Consider the following 13,970-nt stretch of genomic DNA (forward strand, 5'->3'; position numbering starts at 1 on the left):
CGTACCGCAGCATGGAAAACCGCCCTCGTGGCGGTTTTTTTATTGCTGGACTTGCCAGCTATCGCCCAGCGCAGCGCGCAGGTAATCCATGAATGCGCGCACTTTCGCAGTCATGGCGAAACGGTCTGCCACACACAGGTAGATATCCATCGGCTCGGTCTGGGCATAGGCTTGGCCGCTCTGGCTGTATTCGAACAGCGGCACCAGCGCCCCCGAGGCCAGATGCGGCCGGACGATGAACTCGGCCAACCGGGTGATGCCGCCATTGTGGAGGGCCATCTGGGTCAGGGCATCGATATCGTCACTGATCAACACATTGCCAAAATCCGCTTCGAAGCGCATGCCGTCGCGCACGAACCCCCAACGCAGGAAACGGCCGTCTACCGGATAACGAAATACCAGACAGCGATGATCACGCAACACCTCGGGTGTGGTCGGCAGACCGGCGCTGGCGAGGTAACCCGGTGATGCGCAGCAGATGAACGGGATACGGGCGATATGCCGCGCCAGCAGCTGGTCTTCCAATTGCGGGGAGATGCGCAGGCTGACATCGACATCTTCGCGAGCGTGGTTGACCTTGCGATCAGTCGTTACCAACTCTATCGAAAGCAGTGGGTAGCGGGCGCTGAAGGCCGGAATCAACGGCGCCAGCACGTGACGCCCGAATGCGGAAGTCGAGGCGATACACAGCCGCCCCTGGGGTTCGCTGTCGGGAGTAGTGACCGCTAGTTCGGCCAGGGTCAGGTCGCGTTCGATGTGCCTGACACGTTCGTAATATTGGCTCCCTACAGGCGTTAACGCCATGCTGCGGGTGGTTCGGCTGAGCAGACGCACCTGCAGGTGCCCTTCCAGGCGCGCCAGATTCTGGCTGACCGCCGCCGGGCTGAGGCCGAGGTTGCGGGCGCCGGCGGCGATGCTGCCGGCTTCGACCACCTTGATGAAGCTACGGATGGCATTGAGCAAATCCATGGCGAACTCTTCGATTCGTAAGAATTTCTTTATAAAGAACTCAATCGCGCTGGTCTACAGCCGCTGACGGCGGCATTGCTAACCTGCGCCCTCAGCCAACCTTCAGGAGATCGCATGAACAATCTGTCCCACACCCGCAGTCGGCGCAAACTGCGCCCGAGCGCTACGCCGTACGTTTTCGCGTTCTACATGTCTTCGATCATGGCGCTGCTGATGTGCTTCGTGATCACAGCGGCGAATGCCGGGGTAAACCCGGCGTATCTGGGCAATGTGCTGAGGGCTTACCAATTGGCGATGCCGGTGGCATTTGTGTGCGTGCTGATGGTGAGGCCGGTGGTGTTGAAATTGGTGGCGATTACAGTACACGCGCACTGACAAGCATTGGCCGTAACGCAATAGCGTGAGAGCTGACAGGTGTGCGCTGAAAAATTACCGGCGAACACCTGCAAGCCTCTCCGCGCCCCCCTACGGATGCGAGGCTATCGCCTTCTCGATCGCAGCCCTGAAGGCAGGATCATCAGGCTTGGTCAGGCTGGAGAAATTGCCGATCACCTTGCCCTGACGATCGACCACGTACTTGTAGAAATTCCACTTCGGCGCGCTGCTCTGGTGCGCCAGCTCGGCAAACAGCGGTATCGCATCCTGGCCACGAACCGCTTGGGTCTTGGTCATGGTGAAGGTCACACCGTAGTTGGCGTAACAGACCTTGGCCGTCTTCTCGCTATCGGCATCTTCCTGCTTGAAGTCGTTCGACGGCACACCCAACATTTCCAGCCCCTGCTCGTGGTACTCCTTGTAAGTCGCCTCCAGCCCCTCGAACTGCGGCGCGAAACCGCAATAGCTGGCCGTGTTGACCACCACCAGCGGCTTGCCGCCGAAGCGCTGGCAGAGGTCGACCTGCTCCTTGCCGCGCAATTCAGGCAAGCTGCCCTGCAACAGCGCCGGGCAATCGGCAGCCCAGCTGGAACTGGCGGCCAGCAGCGCCAGCAACGGCATCGTCAACCAATGGGCACGCATCATTCATTCCTCCTGCAAGACAATCCTTGAACTTGCAGGGTAGCGCTTAACAAACGCTCGTGCCCAACTGCATCAACGCCAACCCGCCCCGCTGCCAACCCCACCACACCAGCGCCAGCAGCAACGCCGCAGCCGCCAGCAGTAGCCCACGGGCCAGATAGCGGTTCATGCCGCTTGCGCCTGCAAACGGGCGACCGGCCATTCACGCACCGGCCAGTTGAGCGCAGCAGCCAACAGGCTGAGCAGAATCGAAATCTGCCAGACCAGGTCATAGTTGCCGGTCTGGTCATACACCACACCACCCAACCAGCCACCCAGAAAGGCGCCCAGCTGGTGGAACAGGAAAACGATGCCACCGAGCATCGAAAGGTTGCGCACGCCGAATACAGTCGCCACGGTGCCGTTGGTCAAAGGCACGGTGGAAAGCCACAGCAGGCCCATGGCAATACCGAACAGGTAGGCACTGACTTGCGTCACCGGCGCCCAAAGGAACAGCGCGATCACCACGGCACGCAGCAAATACAGCGCCGTCAGCAAGCGTGGCTTGGACATGCGCCCACCCAACCAGCCAGCAGTATAGGTACCGACGATGTTGAACAACCCGACCAGCGCCAGCACCGTGGTGCCGGTGGTCGCTGGCAGGTGCTGGTCGACCAGGTAAGCCGGCAGGTGCACGCCAATGAATACCACCTGGAAACCACAGACAAAGAACCCCAAGGCAAGCAGCCAGAAGCCGGTGTGCGAGCACGCCTCACGCAGGGCCTCAGCCAGCGTCTGCTCTGCACCCTGGCTGGGCAGCGGGCGGTCTCGCAGCAGGCCGACAAAAGGCACGATCAGCGCCACCAGCAAGCCAAGCACCAGCAGTGCCGAGGACCAACCCAGCCATTCGATCAGACCGAGGGTACCGGGGAGCATGGCGAACTGGCCAAAGGAACCGGCAGCGCTGGCGATGCCCATGGCCATGCTGCGTTTTTCCGCCGGGACGGCGCGGCCAACCACACCGAGGATGACCGAAAACGAAGTGCCTGACAGGCCGATACCAATCAACAGACCGGCGCTCAGCGACAGTGACCAGGCCGAATCGGCGGTACTCATCAACAGCAAGCCAGCGGTATAGAGAATGCCGCCGATGATCACTACCCGCGCCGCACCGAGGCGGTCGGCCAGCGCACCGGCAAACGGCTGCGCCAGGCCCCAGATCAGGTTCTGCAGGGCGATGGCAAAGGCGAACACTTCACGCCCCCAGCCAAAATCGGCGCTCATCGGCGCCAAAAACAGACCGAAGCCGTGCCGCACACCCAAGGAGAGCGCCAGGATCAATGCCGCCCCCACAAGTACCCACCCGCTGGATCGCCACACCGAAGTCATTGTCGTTATCTCCAGCACATCGCAAGGTTGTGCGGGTATATACCCGCTTCTAGTTGTAATGATTCAGGCAAGCCGCTCCAGCAAGTGCACAAGCGCGTCACGCTGCCCTTCGCCCAACCGCTCGACCAGCGTCAACTGCGCTTGCTCCCAGGCTGGGTGGGCCGCTTGCAAACGTGCCGTGCCCGCCTCGGTCAGCAATACCACACGATTTCGCTGGTCATCGCCGTCAGCCAGGGCCACCAGGCCTTCTGCCTCCAGGACTTTCAGGTTACGGCCCAAGGTACTGCGCTCAAGGCCCATGGCTTCGGCAAGCGTGGTGATACTGGGTCGATCGAGTCGCTGCAGGTGGCGTAACAGGGAAAATTGCGCGACGTTGATGCCGAAGCCGGCCAGGGCCTCGTCGTAATGCCGGCTCACCCCTCGGGCGGCGCGACGCAGGTGGGTGCAGATGCATTCACTGGTCAACATGGATACGTGTATATACCCGCACCAAGGCTGTTGCAAGAAGTTTCAATCTGCCAAGCGTCGTCGAATCGGCTCGAATTCCGCTGTAGCCCTGCGCTCCATGGGGTCGGGAGTCCCTTGCTCGATCGCTTGCCAGTAACGCCATGGCACCTTTGCCGAACCCAGTTCGTAGTCCATGCCATCCCAATTGTCTTCACGAAAGCTGTAAAACGCCCAGTGCAGACGATGACGATCCATGACCGAGAGAACATCCTCCAGGTATTCGGTGCAACCGGGCAGTCGTCGCATACAACCGAACTCCCCTACGACCAGACGGGAATGCGGCAGCCTCATTCGCGCCATCCAGGCCAATGGCAGGTCCAAATACTGACTAACCCGCTCGGCATTCCATTGTTGGCTTTTACCGCCAAACGGCGCCGGACCGGGATAGCTGATCGGGTCCTTGCGCAGCAGGTTAGGCGCACTGGTGGCCGCATAAGGTTCGTACATGTGCACGCTGTAAAGCACGCGGTCATCCTGCAACGGCGCTTGCCAGTAACCGAAGGCATCGGCACTGGCGAACCAGCCCGCATCGACCATGACCGGGGTATTGGGGTCCACCTCGCGAATCGCCGCTATCAATTGCGTGTAGAGCGCTGGCAGGTCACGCGCCCCACCCCGCTCCCGCGCGTACCACTGCTGCATGCGTTCAGCCGAAGCATGCTCCGCCAGGCCGCCATATTTCTCGGGTGCAGGCTCGTTGACCAGGTTGTAGGCAGCGATGGCAGGGTGGTCTCTCAGTTCCCGGGCCAAGTCCCGCCAAAAGCGGGCGGCTTGTTGGGCGTAATCGGCGTCTTGCCACAGACGGTCATCGAACTGCCCATGGTTGTTTTGCGACCAGCGCATGCCAGGGAGTGATAACGGAGCGATGACTACCTTGAGGCCTGCCGTATGGGCGCGGTCCAGGGTATCGCGCAGTTGCTTCAGATCTGAGGTGGGCAGCGCCTCATATCGGTCCGCGTTGCCCAACAGGAAGTCACGCTGCGCCGGTTTCCACTTATCGTAGGAAAGGCGTACCCAGCTCGCGCCATACCCACTCAAGGCGTGGAAGTACGCCTGGTCCGGCGGCAAGCGGTTGAAGCTGTTACCGCCATGTTGCGGGCTGTCCCAGAAGTCGATCAGATCAGCTGCCGTCGCGCAGACGCTGGCAGTGGCCAACAGAAAAGCCAGCAGGAATCGTCGCATTTTTGTACGCCCCTCGCTTACGAAAAGACGCGAGCATAGAAAGATGCAAGTAGATCGTCATTTACTGAATTTTTTCAGGAATTTTCCGCACTTTAGCAGCACGATTTAGCCTGAAAGAGGATTCACCAAATGCTGTAGGAGTATTCCTAAATTGCCCACCCCAGCAGCACGGTAAGCTCAAGAATCTCCAGCATCGCACCTGCCGTATCACCGGTGGTTCCACCCAGACGCTTACACATCAACCGGCGTAACCAGATGAACGCAGCGAATGCGCCCAGCATGGGCACGATCGCGCTCTCACCGCCCAACAGTAGACACAGCAACAGGCTCGCCAGCAAAACCCACCCGGCCGCCCGCCGCGGCAGGTGGTCAGCAAGCGCCTGCCCAAGGCCCCCTCGGCGCACGTAGGGGGTGCAGAGAAACAAACCAAGCATCGCCGCCCGCCCCACAACCGGTGCCAACAGCAATGCCATGCCCGTGCCCTGTTCGACCAGCACCCATAAGGCACAGAACTTCAGCAGCAATACCAGCACCAAGGTCACCACGGCTATCGGCCCGCTACGCGGATCTTTCATGATTTGCAGCGTGCGTTCGCGGTCACCGAAGCCTCCCAGCCACGCATCGGCAGTGTCGGCCAGGCCATCCAGATGCAGCGCACCACTGAGCAGCACCCACAGCGTCAGTAGCAAGGCCGCGTGCAAAGGCGCTGCGACACCTTGCAGCAGATGGCTGGCCAGCCACAGCAGCAGGCCAAACAACACGCCCACCAGCGGATAGCACAACAGCGAACGGCCCATCTCGCGAGGCGCAGGCATCCCCGGCAAACGCACTGGCAGGCTGCTGAGAAACTGCAAGGCAATCCAGAACGGCAGCACGTTAAAGCACCTCGGTCATTGCGCCATGTTCATCCACTGCCAGGCGCATCAGGGCGCCATGGCCGACTTCGACCTGCAGCAGCTGCTCCCTCGGCAGACCACGGGCGCGCGCCAGCAGCAGGCGCATGACCCCACCATGGGTAACCAGCAACACACGCTCGCCGGCGTACTGTTGGTGCAAGCGCCCGACGGCAGACAGGACACGCTCGGCAAAGGTCGCGACAGGCTCCCCTGCGGGCGGTGTGTAACTGTAGGGGTCGGCCCAGAAACGCCCAAGCTCCTCGGCTTGCGTTTCCATGATCTGCAGAGCACTGCGGCCTTCCCACTCGCCGAAATGCAACTCTTGCAGATCGGCCTCGAACTGCACCGGCATGCCCAGTTGCTCGGCGAAACGCGCACATCGCTGCAACGGCGAACTGACCAGTGCATCCCAGGGGCCAGCAGCCGCCAGCGCGTCACGCATCTGGCGCCAGCCCTGGTCGGTCAGGGCATCGTCCAGACTGCCACGCAGGCCGCCGCCCAGCTCGGTTTCACCGTGGCGCAGCACGTCGAGGATCATACCGGGCGGTCCGCCACTGCAGCCTCGGCGAAGGTCGCCATCTGCCCGTGCAGGGCGCACGCCAGGCGCATCAGCGGCACGGCCAAAGCGGCGCCACTGCCCTCACCCAGGCGCAACCCCAAGGCCAGTAGCGGCTCGGCCTGCAGCGCAGCGAGCAGGGTTTTGTGCCCAGGCTCGGCGCCCTGATGAGCGAACACTAGCCAATCACGGCTCTGCGGATTAAGGCGCACCGCCAGCAATGCCGCAACGCTGCAGATGAAGCCATCCACCAGCACGGCGATACCTTGCTGGGCGCAGGCCAGGTAGGCACCGGTCAGCGCGGCGATCTCGAAGCCGCCGACACAGGCCAGCGCCTGCAGCGGCTCATCGGCACGCAGGCCATGCAGCACAAGGGCGCGCTCGATCACTTCGGCCTTGTGGCGAACACCTGCGCTGTCCAGGCCGGTACCTGGCCCGCTCAACTCACGTGCCGGACAGGCCAGCAAAGTGCTGGCCAGCGCGGCCGCGGCAGAGGTGTTGCCGATGCCCATCTCGCCGCCAATGAACAGTTGCGCCCCCTTGGCCGCTGCACGCAAGGCGCTGTCACGACCCGCCTGCAAGGCAGCCTGCAGTTGGGCATCAGTCATGGCCGGCTGGCGGGCGAAGTTGGCGGTGCCGGCGCCCAGGCGCAGATGCAGCACCCCAGGCAGTTCCAGCTCAGGGTCGATGGTGCCCAGATCGACCACTTCGAGGCTGGCCTGCAGTTGACGCGCCAGCACGCTGATCGCCGCGCCGCCGCCGACAAAGTTGCGCAGCATCTGCCCGGTCACGGCCTGCGGATAGGCCGAGATGCCCTCTTCGACCACACCATGGTCGCCGGCAAAAATAGTGATGGCAACCTTGTCCAGGGTTGGCCGCTCACGCCCCTGCAAACCGGCCAATTGCACGGCCAGGCCTTCCAGTTGGCCGAGCGAGCCGGCAGGTTTGGTCAGCTGTTGCTGACGGGCGCGGGCCTGGTCCATGGCGGCGTTGTCGAGGGGTTGGCAGGCATCACGCCACCAGGCTGGGTTCATAGAGCGGGTCCTTTGAGCATGAGAGGTAGGCCGGCTACGGTCAGCACCACACGCTGGCAGCGTTCGGCAACAGCCTGGTGCAGCCAGCCGGCCAGGTCGACGTAACGGCGGGTCAGCTCGCCCATGGGCACCACGCCCAAGCCGGTTTCGTTGCTGACCAGAATGATTGTGCCGGGCAGTCGCTCCAGGCAGTCGAGCAGTGCATCGCGCTCTGCGGCCAGCCGCTGCGGATCTTCGAGCATCAGCAGGTTGGTCAGCCACAAGGTCAGGCAGTCCACCAGCAGGCAGCGGCCTTCAGCGGCCTCTGCACGCAATACAGCAGCCAACGCCAACGGCTCTTCGATCAGCCCCCAGTCGGCTGGCCGACGTTGACGGTGCAGCCGCACGCGCTCGTTCATCTCACCGTCAAGCGGCTCGCTGGTGGCGATGTAGGTGACCGGCAGACCGCTGTCGCTGGCCAGTTGTTCGGCCAGGCGGCTCTTGCCCGAACGAGCGCCGCCGAGGATCAGGTTGCGCATGTCAGGCAACTCCACAAAGCGTGCGCAGGTGCGCGGTATCGAGGTGCGCTTCCACCAGGTCGGCCAGGCGCTCGATGTCACGCTCGCGCAGGGCCTCGTAGTCGATGGCCTGCACATGCTCCAGCCCCGCCCAGCGCAGCAGCGCGGCACAGGACTGGCTGCCCTCGAACAGGCCGTGAAGGTAGGTGGCGAGGATCTGGCCATCGGCACTGACAGCGCCGTCGCAGCGGCCATCGGCGAGCTGCACGGCGGGCTGTTCCAACGCAGGGCCTGTGGTAACGCCGGCATGAATTTCATAACCGGCGACCGGCGCGGCTTCCAGGTTCAGGGTCCCGGCAACGTTGCGCAGTTGCTTGTCGGCTTCGAGCACCGTCTGGTAATCGAACAGGCCAAGCCCTGGGCTGGAACCGGCAGCGCCCTCCAGGCCAAGCGGGTCATGCACTTCACGGCCGAGCATCTGCAGGCCACCGCAGATGCCGATCAACTTGCCGCCATAGCGCAGATGCCGCTCGATGGCCTTGTCCCAGCCACGCTCGCGCAGTTGCGCCAGGTCGCCGCGCACGCTCTTCGAGCCGGGCAGGATGATCAGGTCGGCGGCTGGAATGGGCTGGCCCGGGCCGATGAACTGCAGGTCGACCTGCGGGTGCAGGCGCAGCGGGTCGAAATCGGTGTGGTTGCTGATGCGCGGCAACACCGGGACGATCACCTTGAGCACGCGCTCCTGCTTGGCGCCCTGGCGGATGTCGATGCCATCCTCGGCTTCCAGGTGCAGGTCGGTGACGTAGGGCAGCACGCCCAGCACGGGTTTGCCGGTGCGCTGCTCCAGCCAGTCCAGGCCCGGCTGCAGCAGCGCGATGTCACCGCGGAAGCGATTGATGACGAAGCCCTTGACCCGCGCCTGCTCGCTCGGCGAGAGCAGCTCCAGGGTGCCGACCAGATGGGCAAACACCCCACCGCGGTTAATGTCGGCCACCAGGATCACCGGGCAGTCGACCGCCTCGGCGAAGCCCATGTTGGCGATGTCGCCGGCGCGCAGGTTGATCTCGGCCGGCGAGCCGGCGCCTTCGACCATCACCACCGGGTAGGCCGCACTGAGGCGCTGGTGCGAGGCCAGTACCGCCTGCATGGCGACAGCCTTGTAGTCGTGATAGGCCACCGCGTTCATGCTGGTGACTGCGCGACCGTGGATGATCACCTGGGCGCCCGTGTCGCTGTTGGGCTTGAGCAGCACCGGGTTCATGTCGGTGTGCGGCGCCAGTCGGCAGGCCTGGGCCTGTACCGCCTGGGCGCGACCGATTTCGCCACCGTCGGCGGTGACGGCGCTGTTGAGCGCCATGTTCTGTGGTTTGAACGGCACTACGCCAACACCCTGGCGCAACAGCCAGCGGCACAAGGCGGTGACCAGCGTGCTCTTGCCGGCATCGGAGGTGGTGCCTTGCACCATGAGGGTAGTCATGCCGTTTCCTTCTGGTAATCAGTCAGGGCCTGGGCCAGGCGCTGCTCGTGCGCGGCATTTGCCGGCAGGCCCAGGCGCACAGCGGCTGGCTGCTCGAACAGGCGTACGAGGATGCCGCGGTGGGCGAGAAAGTCATGCAGCTGGGCAGCACGCTCGCTGCGCACATACTGGAACAGGTCGCAGCCGCCAGTGGGCGCCATACCGCAACCCTGCAGCAGCGCCGCCAGGCGTTGACTGGCCTGGGCGCAGCGTTCTATTTGGGCGTGATGTGCAGCGTGGTCGGCAAAGCAGGCTTGCGCCAGCACCCGCGTCGGGCCACTGACGGTCCAGGGCCCGAGCAGCTCGGCAAGGCGCTGCAACAACGGTGGTTCAGCCACTACGCAGCCTAAGCGCACGCCGGCCAGGCCAAAGAACTTGCCAAACGAGCGCAGCACGATCAGGCCCGGCCGCTCGGCGCAATGCGCCACGCTGTGTTCGGGCGTGTTGTCCATGAAGGCCTCATCGACCAGTAGCCAGCCGCCGCGCTCGGCGAGACGCGCATGCCAGGCCAGTAGCCGCTCAGGCGACACACGCCGCCCGGTCGGGTTGTTCGGATTGACCAGCACCAACACGTCGAGCTGATCAAGCTCCGCTTCAACCTGGTTTTCATCCAGCTCGATCAGCGGGTGCCCTGCCCGCTGCCAGGCATGCGTGTGCTCGGCGTAACACGGCGTCAGCACGCCAACGCGCCCAACGGGGCGCAGCAGGGGCAAGGCCTGGATTGCCGCCTGCGAGCCTGCCACCGGCAGCAGGTGCTGCACACCGTAATAGCGCCGCGCAGCGTCTTCGAGACCGTCGTCGGTTTCTGGCAGGCGCGCCCAGGCATCCAGCGGGATGGGAGGAATCGGGTAGGGCCAAGGGGCAATGCCGCTGGACAGGTCCAGCCAGTCTTCGCGGGCGATACCGTATTGCCGCACCGCTCGCAGCAGGCGGCCACCGTGTTCAAGCATTCAGATAGGCTCCCACGCAGATCAACAGCACCCACAACCAGACGCCACGCTGCACCAGGCTCCAGCCGCGCTCGATGGCATCGGCATCGGCCACCGGCCCTTCACCCAGGCGCGGGCGCTCGTGCAATTCGCCGTGGTACACCGCCGGGCCGCCAAGCTCAACGCCCAGCGCACCGGCACCGGAAGCCATCACCGGCCCGGCGTTGGGGCTGTCCCACAGCGGCGCCTGCCTGCGCCAGCAGGCCAGAGCCAGGCGCGTCTTGCCAAGCAGCGCGTAGGTCAACGCCACCAGCCTGGCGGGAATATAGTTCAGCACATCGTCGATGCGCGCCGCGCACCAGCCGAAGCGCTCGAAGCGTTCGTTACGGTAGCCCCACATGGCGTCCAGGGTATTGCTCAGGCGGTACAGCACCACACCCGGCGCACCGGCCACGACGAACCAGAACAGCGCAGCGAACACCGCATCGCTGCCGTTCTCCAGCACCGATTCGGTGGCTGCGCGAGCCACCGCAGGCTCGTCCAGCTCGCGGGTTTCGCGGCTGACCAGGTAGCCAACACGGCGCCGCGCTTCTTCCAGATCGCCCTGGCGCAAGGCGTTGGCCACCGGCAGCACATGCTCGCCGAGGCTGCGCAAGCCGAGGGCGCAATACAGCGCCAGCACATCCACCAGCCAGCCGACAAAGGGCAGCCAGGACAGGATCAGCGCCACCAGGGTCAGCGGTACCACGGCCAGGAACCAAGCGCTCACGCCATGGCTGCGCCAGCCGCGTCCGCCGGCATTCAAGCGCCGCTCCAGGCTCGATGCCAGGTTGCCGAAGCCCACCAGCGGGTGCCGACGTTGCGGCTCACCCAGCAGCGCATCCAGGGCCACACCGGCCACGGTCAGCAAGGCGACACTCATGGGCGCTCTCCCCATTGGTTCTCGAACAACATGTCACTCAAAGGGCGTTCCTCGGCCCAGTTTTCCTGGACCAGCATGGGCTGCGCGTAGAACTCGGTGACCGGTCCCAGGCACAGCACCGCCACCGGTTTGGCCCCGGCGGGCATGCCCAGCAGCGCACCCAGGGCCTGCGGGTCGAACAGCGAGACCCAGCCCAGCCCCAGGCCTTCGGCACGGGCCGCCAGCCACATGTTCTGGATCGCGCAGGCCAATGAAGCCAGGTCCATCTCCGGCAAGGTGCGGCGGCCGAAGATGTGCGGCTCGCGGTTGTCCATCAACGCCGCGACCAGCACTTCGGCGCAGTCGCTGATGCCCTCGACCTTGAGCTTCATGAACTCATCGGCACGTTCGCCCAGCGCTTCGGCAGTGCGCACCCGCTCCTCTTCGACCAGGGCCTGAATACGCCCGCGCAGCTCGCGCCGAGTGATGCGGATGAAGCGCCAGGGTTGCATCAGACCGACACTGGGCGCCTGGTGCGCAGCAGCCAGCAGGCGGCCGAGCAGCTCCGGCGCGACCGTACCCCCGGCAAAGTGGCGCATGTCGCGGCGCTCACCGATCGCGCGGTAGATCGCAGTGCGCTCGGCAGCGCTGTAGGCGTGATCGCTCATGGTCGCAACAGCGCCGCCGCCGCATCAGGGTTGGACGGGAAATAGAAATGCACGTAGGAGGCGGTCAGCCGGCCCAGTCGATACACCGCCTCGTTGCCACGCCCGCCGTTGGGGCTCAGGCCCCGGGCGATCGGCTCCAGCTCGGTGCTGGTCAGCGAGTGGTGGTAGGTGTGCCCGCGCAAGGTGCCTTCCGGCAGTTCCACGGCCTGCAATGCCAGGGCGGCCAAGCGCTTCTGCATGGTCGCCTCGCCCGGCAGCAGGCCGAGCAGTTCGGCACGCTCGCCAGCGACATCGGTCAGTGCATCGAGCAGGTACAGCATGCCGCCGCACTCGGCCAGCACCGGTTTGCCCTGGGTGTGATGGGCACGAATCGCTTCGCACATCGGCGTATTGGCAGCCAGTGCGTGGTGATGCAGTTCCGGGTAACCGCCTGGCAGATACAGGCTGTCCACTGCCGGCAGCTCGCGATCGTGCAGCGGCGAGAAGAACACTAGCTGCGCACCTTGGTCGCGCAGCAGGTCGATGTTGGCGCCATAGGTGAAGGCGAACGCCTCGTCAAGGGCCACACCAATGCGCACTCCGCTCAGCGATGCTGCACACGGCTGTGGTTCAGGTGCGGCAAAGGCCACCGGTGGTGGCAAGGCGGCGTCGCAGCTGGCGCCGAGGGCTTCGGCGGCAGCATCCAGACGTGCGTCCAGGTCGTTCAGTTCACTGGCCTGGACCAGCCCCAAGTGGCGACTGGGCAACTCGATGCCGCGCTCGCGCGACAGGCCGCCGTACCAGCGCAGGCCCTCGGTCAGGCTGCCTTCGAGCAGTTGCGCGTGGCGCAGGCTGCCAACCCGGTTGGCCAGTACCCCGGCGAACGGCAGGTCGGGCTGATAACGCGCCAGGCCCAGGGCCAGAGCGCCGAAGGTCTGGGCCATGGCCGTGCCGTCGATCACCGCCAGCACCGGCACGCCGAAGTGACGGGCCAGATCGGCGCTCGACGGGGTGCCGTCGAACAGGCCCATCACCCCTTCGATCAGAATCAGGTCAGCCTCTTCGGCGGCTTGCCACAACAGCCGACGGCTTTCTTCGGCACCGATCATCCACAGATCGAGCTGGTACACCGGCGCGCCACTGGCCCGCTCCAGGATCATCGGGTCGAGGAAATCGGGACCGCACTTGAACACCCGGACCTTACGCCCAAGGTTGCGGTGCAGGCGGGCCAAGGCTGCCGTCACGGTGGTCTTGCCTTGGCCCGAAGCTGGTGCTGCGATCAGCACCGCCGGGCAGCTGCGCGTTGCACTCACAGCTCAACGCCCTTCTGCGCGCGGATACCGGCCTGGAAGGCGTGCTTGAGCATGCCCATCTCGGTGACGGTATCGGCCAGCTCGATCATTTCAGGCTTGGCTGCGCGACCGGTGACGATCACATGCTGCATCGGTGGTCGGCCCTGAATGTCACTCAGTACCTGATCGAGGTCGAGGTAGCCGTGCTTGAGGGCGATATTCAACTCGTCGAGCACCACGAACTGCACGCTCGGGTCTTGCAGCAACTGGCGCGAGACCGCCCAGGCCGCTTCGGCTGCAGCGATATCGCGCTGGCGGTCCTGGGTCTCCCAGGTGAAGCCCTCGCCCATCACGTGGTAGCGCACCTGCTCGGGGAAACGGCGAAAGAACAGCTCCTCGCCGGTGCTGTTGCGGCCCTTGATGAACTGCACCACACCGCACTGCATGCCGTGGCCCAGGGCCCGGGCAAGCATGCCAAAGGCCGAGCTGCTCTTGCCCTTGCCGTTACCGGTGAGCACCAGCAGCAGGCCGCATTCATTGGGGGAGTTGGCAATGCGCTCGTCGATGACCGCCTTCTTGCGCTGCATGCGCGCCAAGTGGCGTTCGTCGCGGTCGGTGGGTTCGCTCATGAAGGTTCTCCGCAGGCTGACGCCACGTGA

17 protein-coding genes are annotated in these 13,970 nt (G+C 64.5%); 1 reads left to right on the forward strand and 16 read right to left on the reverse strand.

All coding sequences use genetic code 11. The features are described from left to right. Nucleotides 1–39: 39 nt before the first annotated feature. Nucleotides 40–969 (reverse strand): LysR family transcriptional regulator, encoded by a 930-nt coding sequence (locus APH28_RS10550; RefSeq protein WP_060509125.1) that lies wholly within the window; start codon nucleotides 967–969, stop codon nucleotides 40–42. A 114-nt stretch (nucleotides 970–1,083) separates the two neighbouring features. Here APH28_RS10550 and APH28_RS10555 point away from each other — a divergent pair, with 114 nt between their 5' ends. Beyond that, nucleotides 1,084–1,344, forward strand: a complete 261-nt coding sequence (locus tag APH28_RS10555; protein ID WP_060509127.1) for a DUF2798 domain-containing protein — start codon at nucleotides 1,084–1,086, stop codon at nucleotides 1,342–1,344. Nucleotides 1,345–1,434: 90 nt separating this feature from the next. Here the strand turns inward: APH28_RS10555 and APH28_RS10560 are convergent, their stop codons facing one another. The 15 genes from APH28_RS10560 to cobO all read right to left on the reverse strand — a co-directional run bounded on the left by APH28_RS10560 (nucleotide 1,435) and on the right by cobO (nucleotide 13,940). Next, a complete protein-coding gene (locus APH28_RS10560; RefSeq protein ID WP_060509233.1) occupies nucleotides 1,435–1,986 on the reverse strand; it encodes a glutathione peroxidase in 552 nt (183 codons plus the stop codon). Between the two features lie 46 nt (nucleotides 1,987–2,032). Then, entirely contained in the window at nucleotides 2,033–2,155 is a 123-nt protein-coding gene (locus APH28_RS29140; protein WP_256249074.1) for a hypothetical protein, read from the reverse strand. Further along, on the reverse strand, nucleotides 2,152–3,354 hold the full coding sequence (locus APH28_RS10565; protein ID WP_060509129.1) for an MFS transporter: 1,203 nt from the start codon (nucleotides 3,352–3,354) through the stop codon (nucleotides 2,152–2,154). The genes APH28_RS29140 and APH28_RS10565 overlap by 4 nt, the downstream gene beginning before the upstream one ends. 63 nt (nucleotides 3,355–3,417) lie before the next feature. Then, nucleotides 3,418–3,822, reverse strand: coding sequence for a MarR family winged helix-turn-helix transcriptional regulator (locus APH28_RS10570; protein ID WP_060509132.1), 405 nt, complete (start codon nucleotides 3,820–3,822; stop codon nucleotides 3,418–3,420). 42 nt (nucleotides 3,823–3,864) lie between these two features. Further along, on the reverse strand, nucleotides 3,865–4,977 hold the full coding sequence (locus APH28_RS10575; protein ID WP_256249097.1) for a glycoside hydrolase family 5 protein: 1,113 nt from the start codon (nucleotides 4,975–4,977) through the stop codon (nucleotides 3,865–3,867). Between the two features lie 212 nt (nucleotides 4,978–5,189). Next, nucleotides 5,190–5,918 (reverse strand): adenosylcobinamide-GDP ribazoletransferase, encoded by a 729-nt coding sequence (locus APH28_RS10580; protein WP_060509135.1) that lies wholly within the window; start codon nucleotides 5,916–5,918, stop codon nucleotides 5,190–5,192. Between the two features lies 1 nt (nucleotide 5,919). Continuing rightward, a complete protein-coding gene (cobC, locus tag APH28_RS10585) occupies nucleotides 5,920–6,477 on the reverse strand; it encodes an alpha-ribazole phosphatase family protein (protein WP_060509137.1) in 558 nt (185 codons plus the stop codon). Next, nucleotides 6,474–7,529, reverse strand: coding sequence for a nicotinate-nucleotide--dimethylbenzimidazole phosphoribosyltransferase (gene cobT / locus APH28_RS10590; protein ID WP_060509139.1), 1,056 nt, complete (start codon nucleotides 7,527–7,529; stop codon nucleotides 6,474–6,476). The genes cobC and cobT overlap by 4 nt, the downstream gene beginning before the upstream one ends. Continuing rightward, nucleotides 7,526–8,047, reverse strand: a complete 522-nt coding sequence (gene cobU, locus APH28_RS10595) for a bifunctional adenosylcobinamide kinase/adenosylcobinamide-phosphate guanylyltransferase (RefSeq protein WP_060509142.1) — start codon at nucleotides 8,045–8,047, stop codon at nucleotides 7,526–7,528. Before cobU ends, cobT begins: the two co-directional genes overlap by 4 nt. Before the next feature lies 1 nt (nucleotide 8,048). Beyond that, nucleotides 8,049–9,503, reverse strand: a complete 1,455-nt coding sequence (locus APH28_RS10600) for a cobyric acid synthase (protein ID WP_060509144.1) — start codon at nucleotides 9,501–9,503, stop codon at nucleotides 8,049–8,051. Beyond that, a complete protein-coding gene (gene cobD / locus APH28_RS10605; RefSeq protein WP_060509145.1) occupies nucleotides 9,500–10,492 on the reverse strand; it encodes a threonine-phosphate decarboxylase CobD in 993 nt (330 codons plus the stop codon). The genes APH28_RS10600 and cobD overlap by 4 nt, the downstream gene beginning before the upstream one ends. Then, on the reverse strand, nucleotides 10,485–11,393 hold the full coding sequence (gene cbiB / locus APH28_RS10610; RefSeq protein WP_060509147.1) for an adenosylcobinamide-phosphate synthase CbiB: 909 nt from the start codon (nucleotides 11,391–11,393) through the stop codon (nucleotides 10,485–10,487). Before cbiB ends, cobD begins: the two co-directional genes overlap by 8 nt. Next, nucleotides 11,390–12,040, reverse strand: a complete 651-nt coding sequence (gene bluB / locus APH28_RS10615) for a 5,6-dimethylbenzimidazole synthase (protein WP_060509149.1) — start codon at nucleotides 12,038–12,040, stop codon at nucleotides 11,390–11,392. Before bluB ends, cbiB begins: the two co-directional genes overlap by 4 nt. Next, nucleotides 12,037–13,332, reverse strand: a complete 1,296-nt coding sequence (locus APH28_RS10620) for a cobyrinate a,c-diamide synthase (RefSeq protein WP_060509152.1) — start codon at nucleotides 13,330–13,332, stop codon at nucleotides 12,037–12,039. The genes bluB and APH28_RS10620 overlap by 4 nt, the downstream gene beginning before the upstream one ends. After that, nucleotides 13,329–13,940: a cob(I)yrinic acid a,c-diamide adenosyltransferase gene (cobO, locus tag APH28_RS10625; protein ID WP_060509154.1), complete on the reverse strand. Its 612-nt coding sequence runs from the start codon at nucleotides 13,938–13,940 to the stop codon at nucleotides 13,329–13,331. The genes APH28_RS10620 and cobO overlap by 4 nt, the downstream gene beginning before the upstream one ends. Nucleotides 13,941–13,970: the final 30 nt, after the last annotated feature.

The sequence above is a fragment of the Pseudomonas sp. NBRC 111124 genome, from assembly GCF_001320245.1.
GTDB lineage: Bacteria > Pseudomonadota > Gammaproteobacteria > Pseudomonadales > Pseudomonadaceae > Aquipseudomonas.

Coding starts and splice junctions, on each gene's coding strand:
- cobU (WP_060509142.1), bottom strand. CDS start 8,047: ATGCGCAACCTGATCCTCGGCGGCGCTCGTTCGGGCAAGAGCCGCCTG.
- cobO (WP_060509154.1), bottom strand. CDS start 13,940: ATGAGCGAACCCACCGACCGCGACGAACGCCACTTGGCGCGCATGCAG.
- bluB (WP_060509149.1), bottom strand. CDS start 12,040: ATGAGCGATCACGCCTACAGCGCTGCCGAGCGCACTGCGATCTACCGC.
- cobC (WP_060509137.1), bottom strand. CDS start 6,477: ATGATCCTCGACGTGCTGCGCCACGGTGAAACCGAGCTGGGCGGCGGC.
- APH28_RS10570 (WP_060509132.1), bottom strand. CDS start 3,822: ATGTTGACCAGTGAATGCATCTGCACCCACCTGCGTCGCGCCGCCCGA.
- APH28_RS10560 (WP_060509233.1), bottom strand. CDS start 1,986: ATGCGTGCCCATTGGTTGACGATGCCGTTGCTGGCGCTGCTGGCCGCC.
- APH28_RS10555 (WP_060509127.1), top strand. CDS start 1,084: ATGAACAATCTGTCCCACACCCGCAGTCGGCGCAAACTGCGCCCGAGC.
- cobT (WP_060509139.1), bottom strand. CDS start 7,529: ATGAACCCAGCCTGGTGGCGTGATGCCTGCCAACCCCTCGACAACGCC.
- APH28_RS10565 (WP_060509129.1), bottom strand. CDS start 3,354: ATGACTTCGGTGTGGCGATCCAGCGGGTGGGTACTTGTGGGGGCGGCA.
- APH28_RS10550 (WP_060509125.1), bottom strand. CDS start 969: ATGGATTTGCTCAATGCCATCCGTAGCTTCATCAAGGTGGTCGAAGCC.
- APH28_RS29140 (WP_256249074.1), bottom strand. CDS start 2,155: ATGAACCGCTATCTGGCCCGTGGGCTACTGCTGGCGGCTGCGGCGTTG.
- cbiB (WP_060509147.1), bottom strand. CDS start 11,393: ATGAGTGTCGCCTTGCTGACCGTGGCCGGTGTGGCCCTGGATGCGCTG.
- cobD (WP_060509145.1), bottom strand. CDS start 10,492: ATGCTTGAACACGGTGGCCGCCTGCTGCGAGCGGTGCGGCAATACGGT.
- APH28_RS10600 (WP_060509144.1), bottom strand. CDS start 9,503: ATGACTACCCTCATGGTGCAAGGCACCACCTCCGATGCCGGCAAGAGC.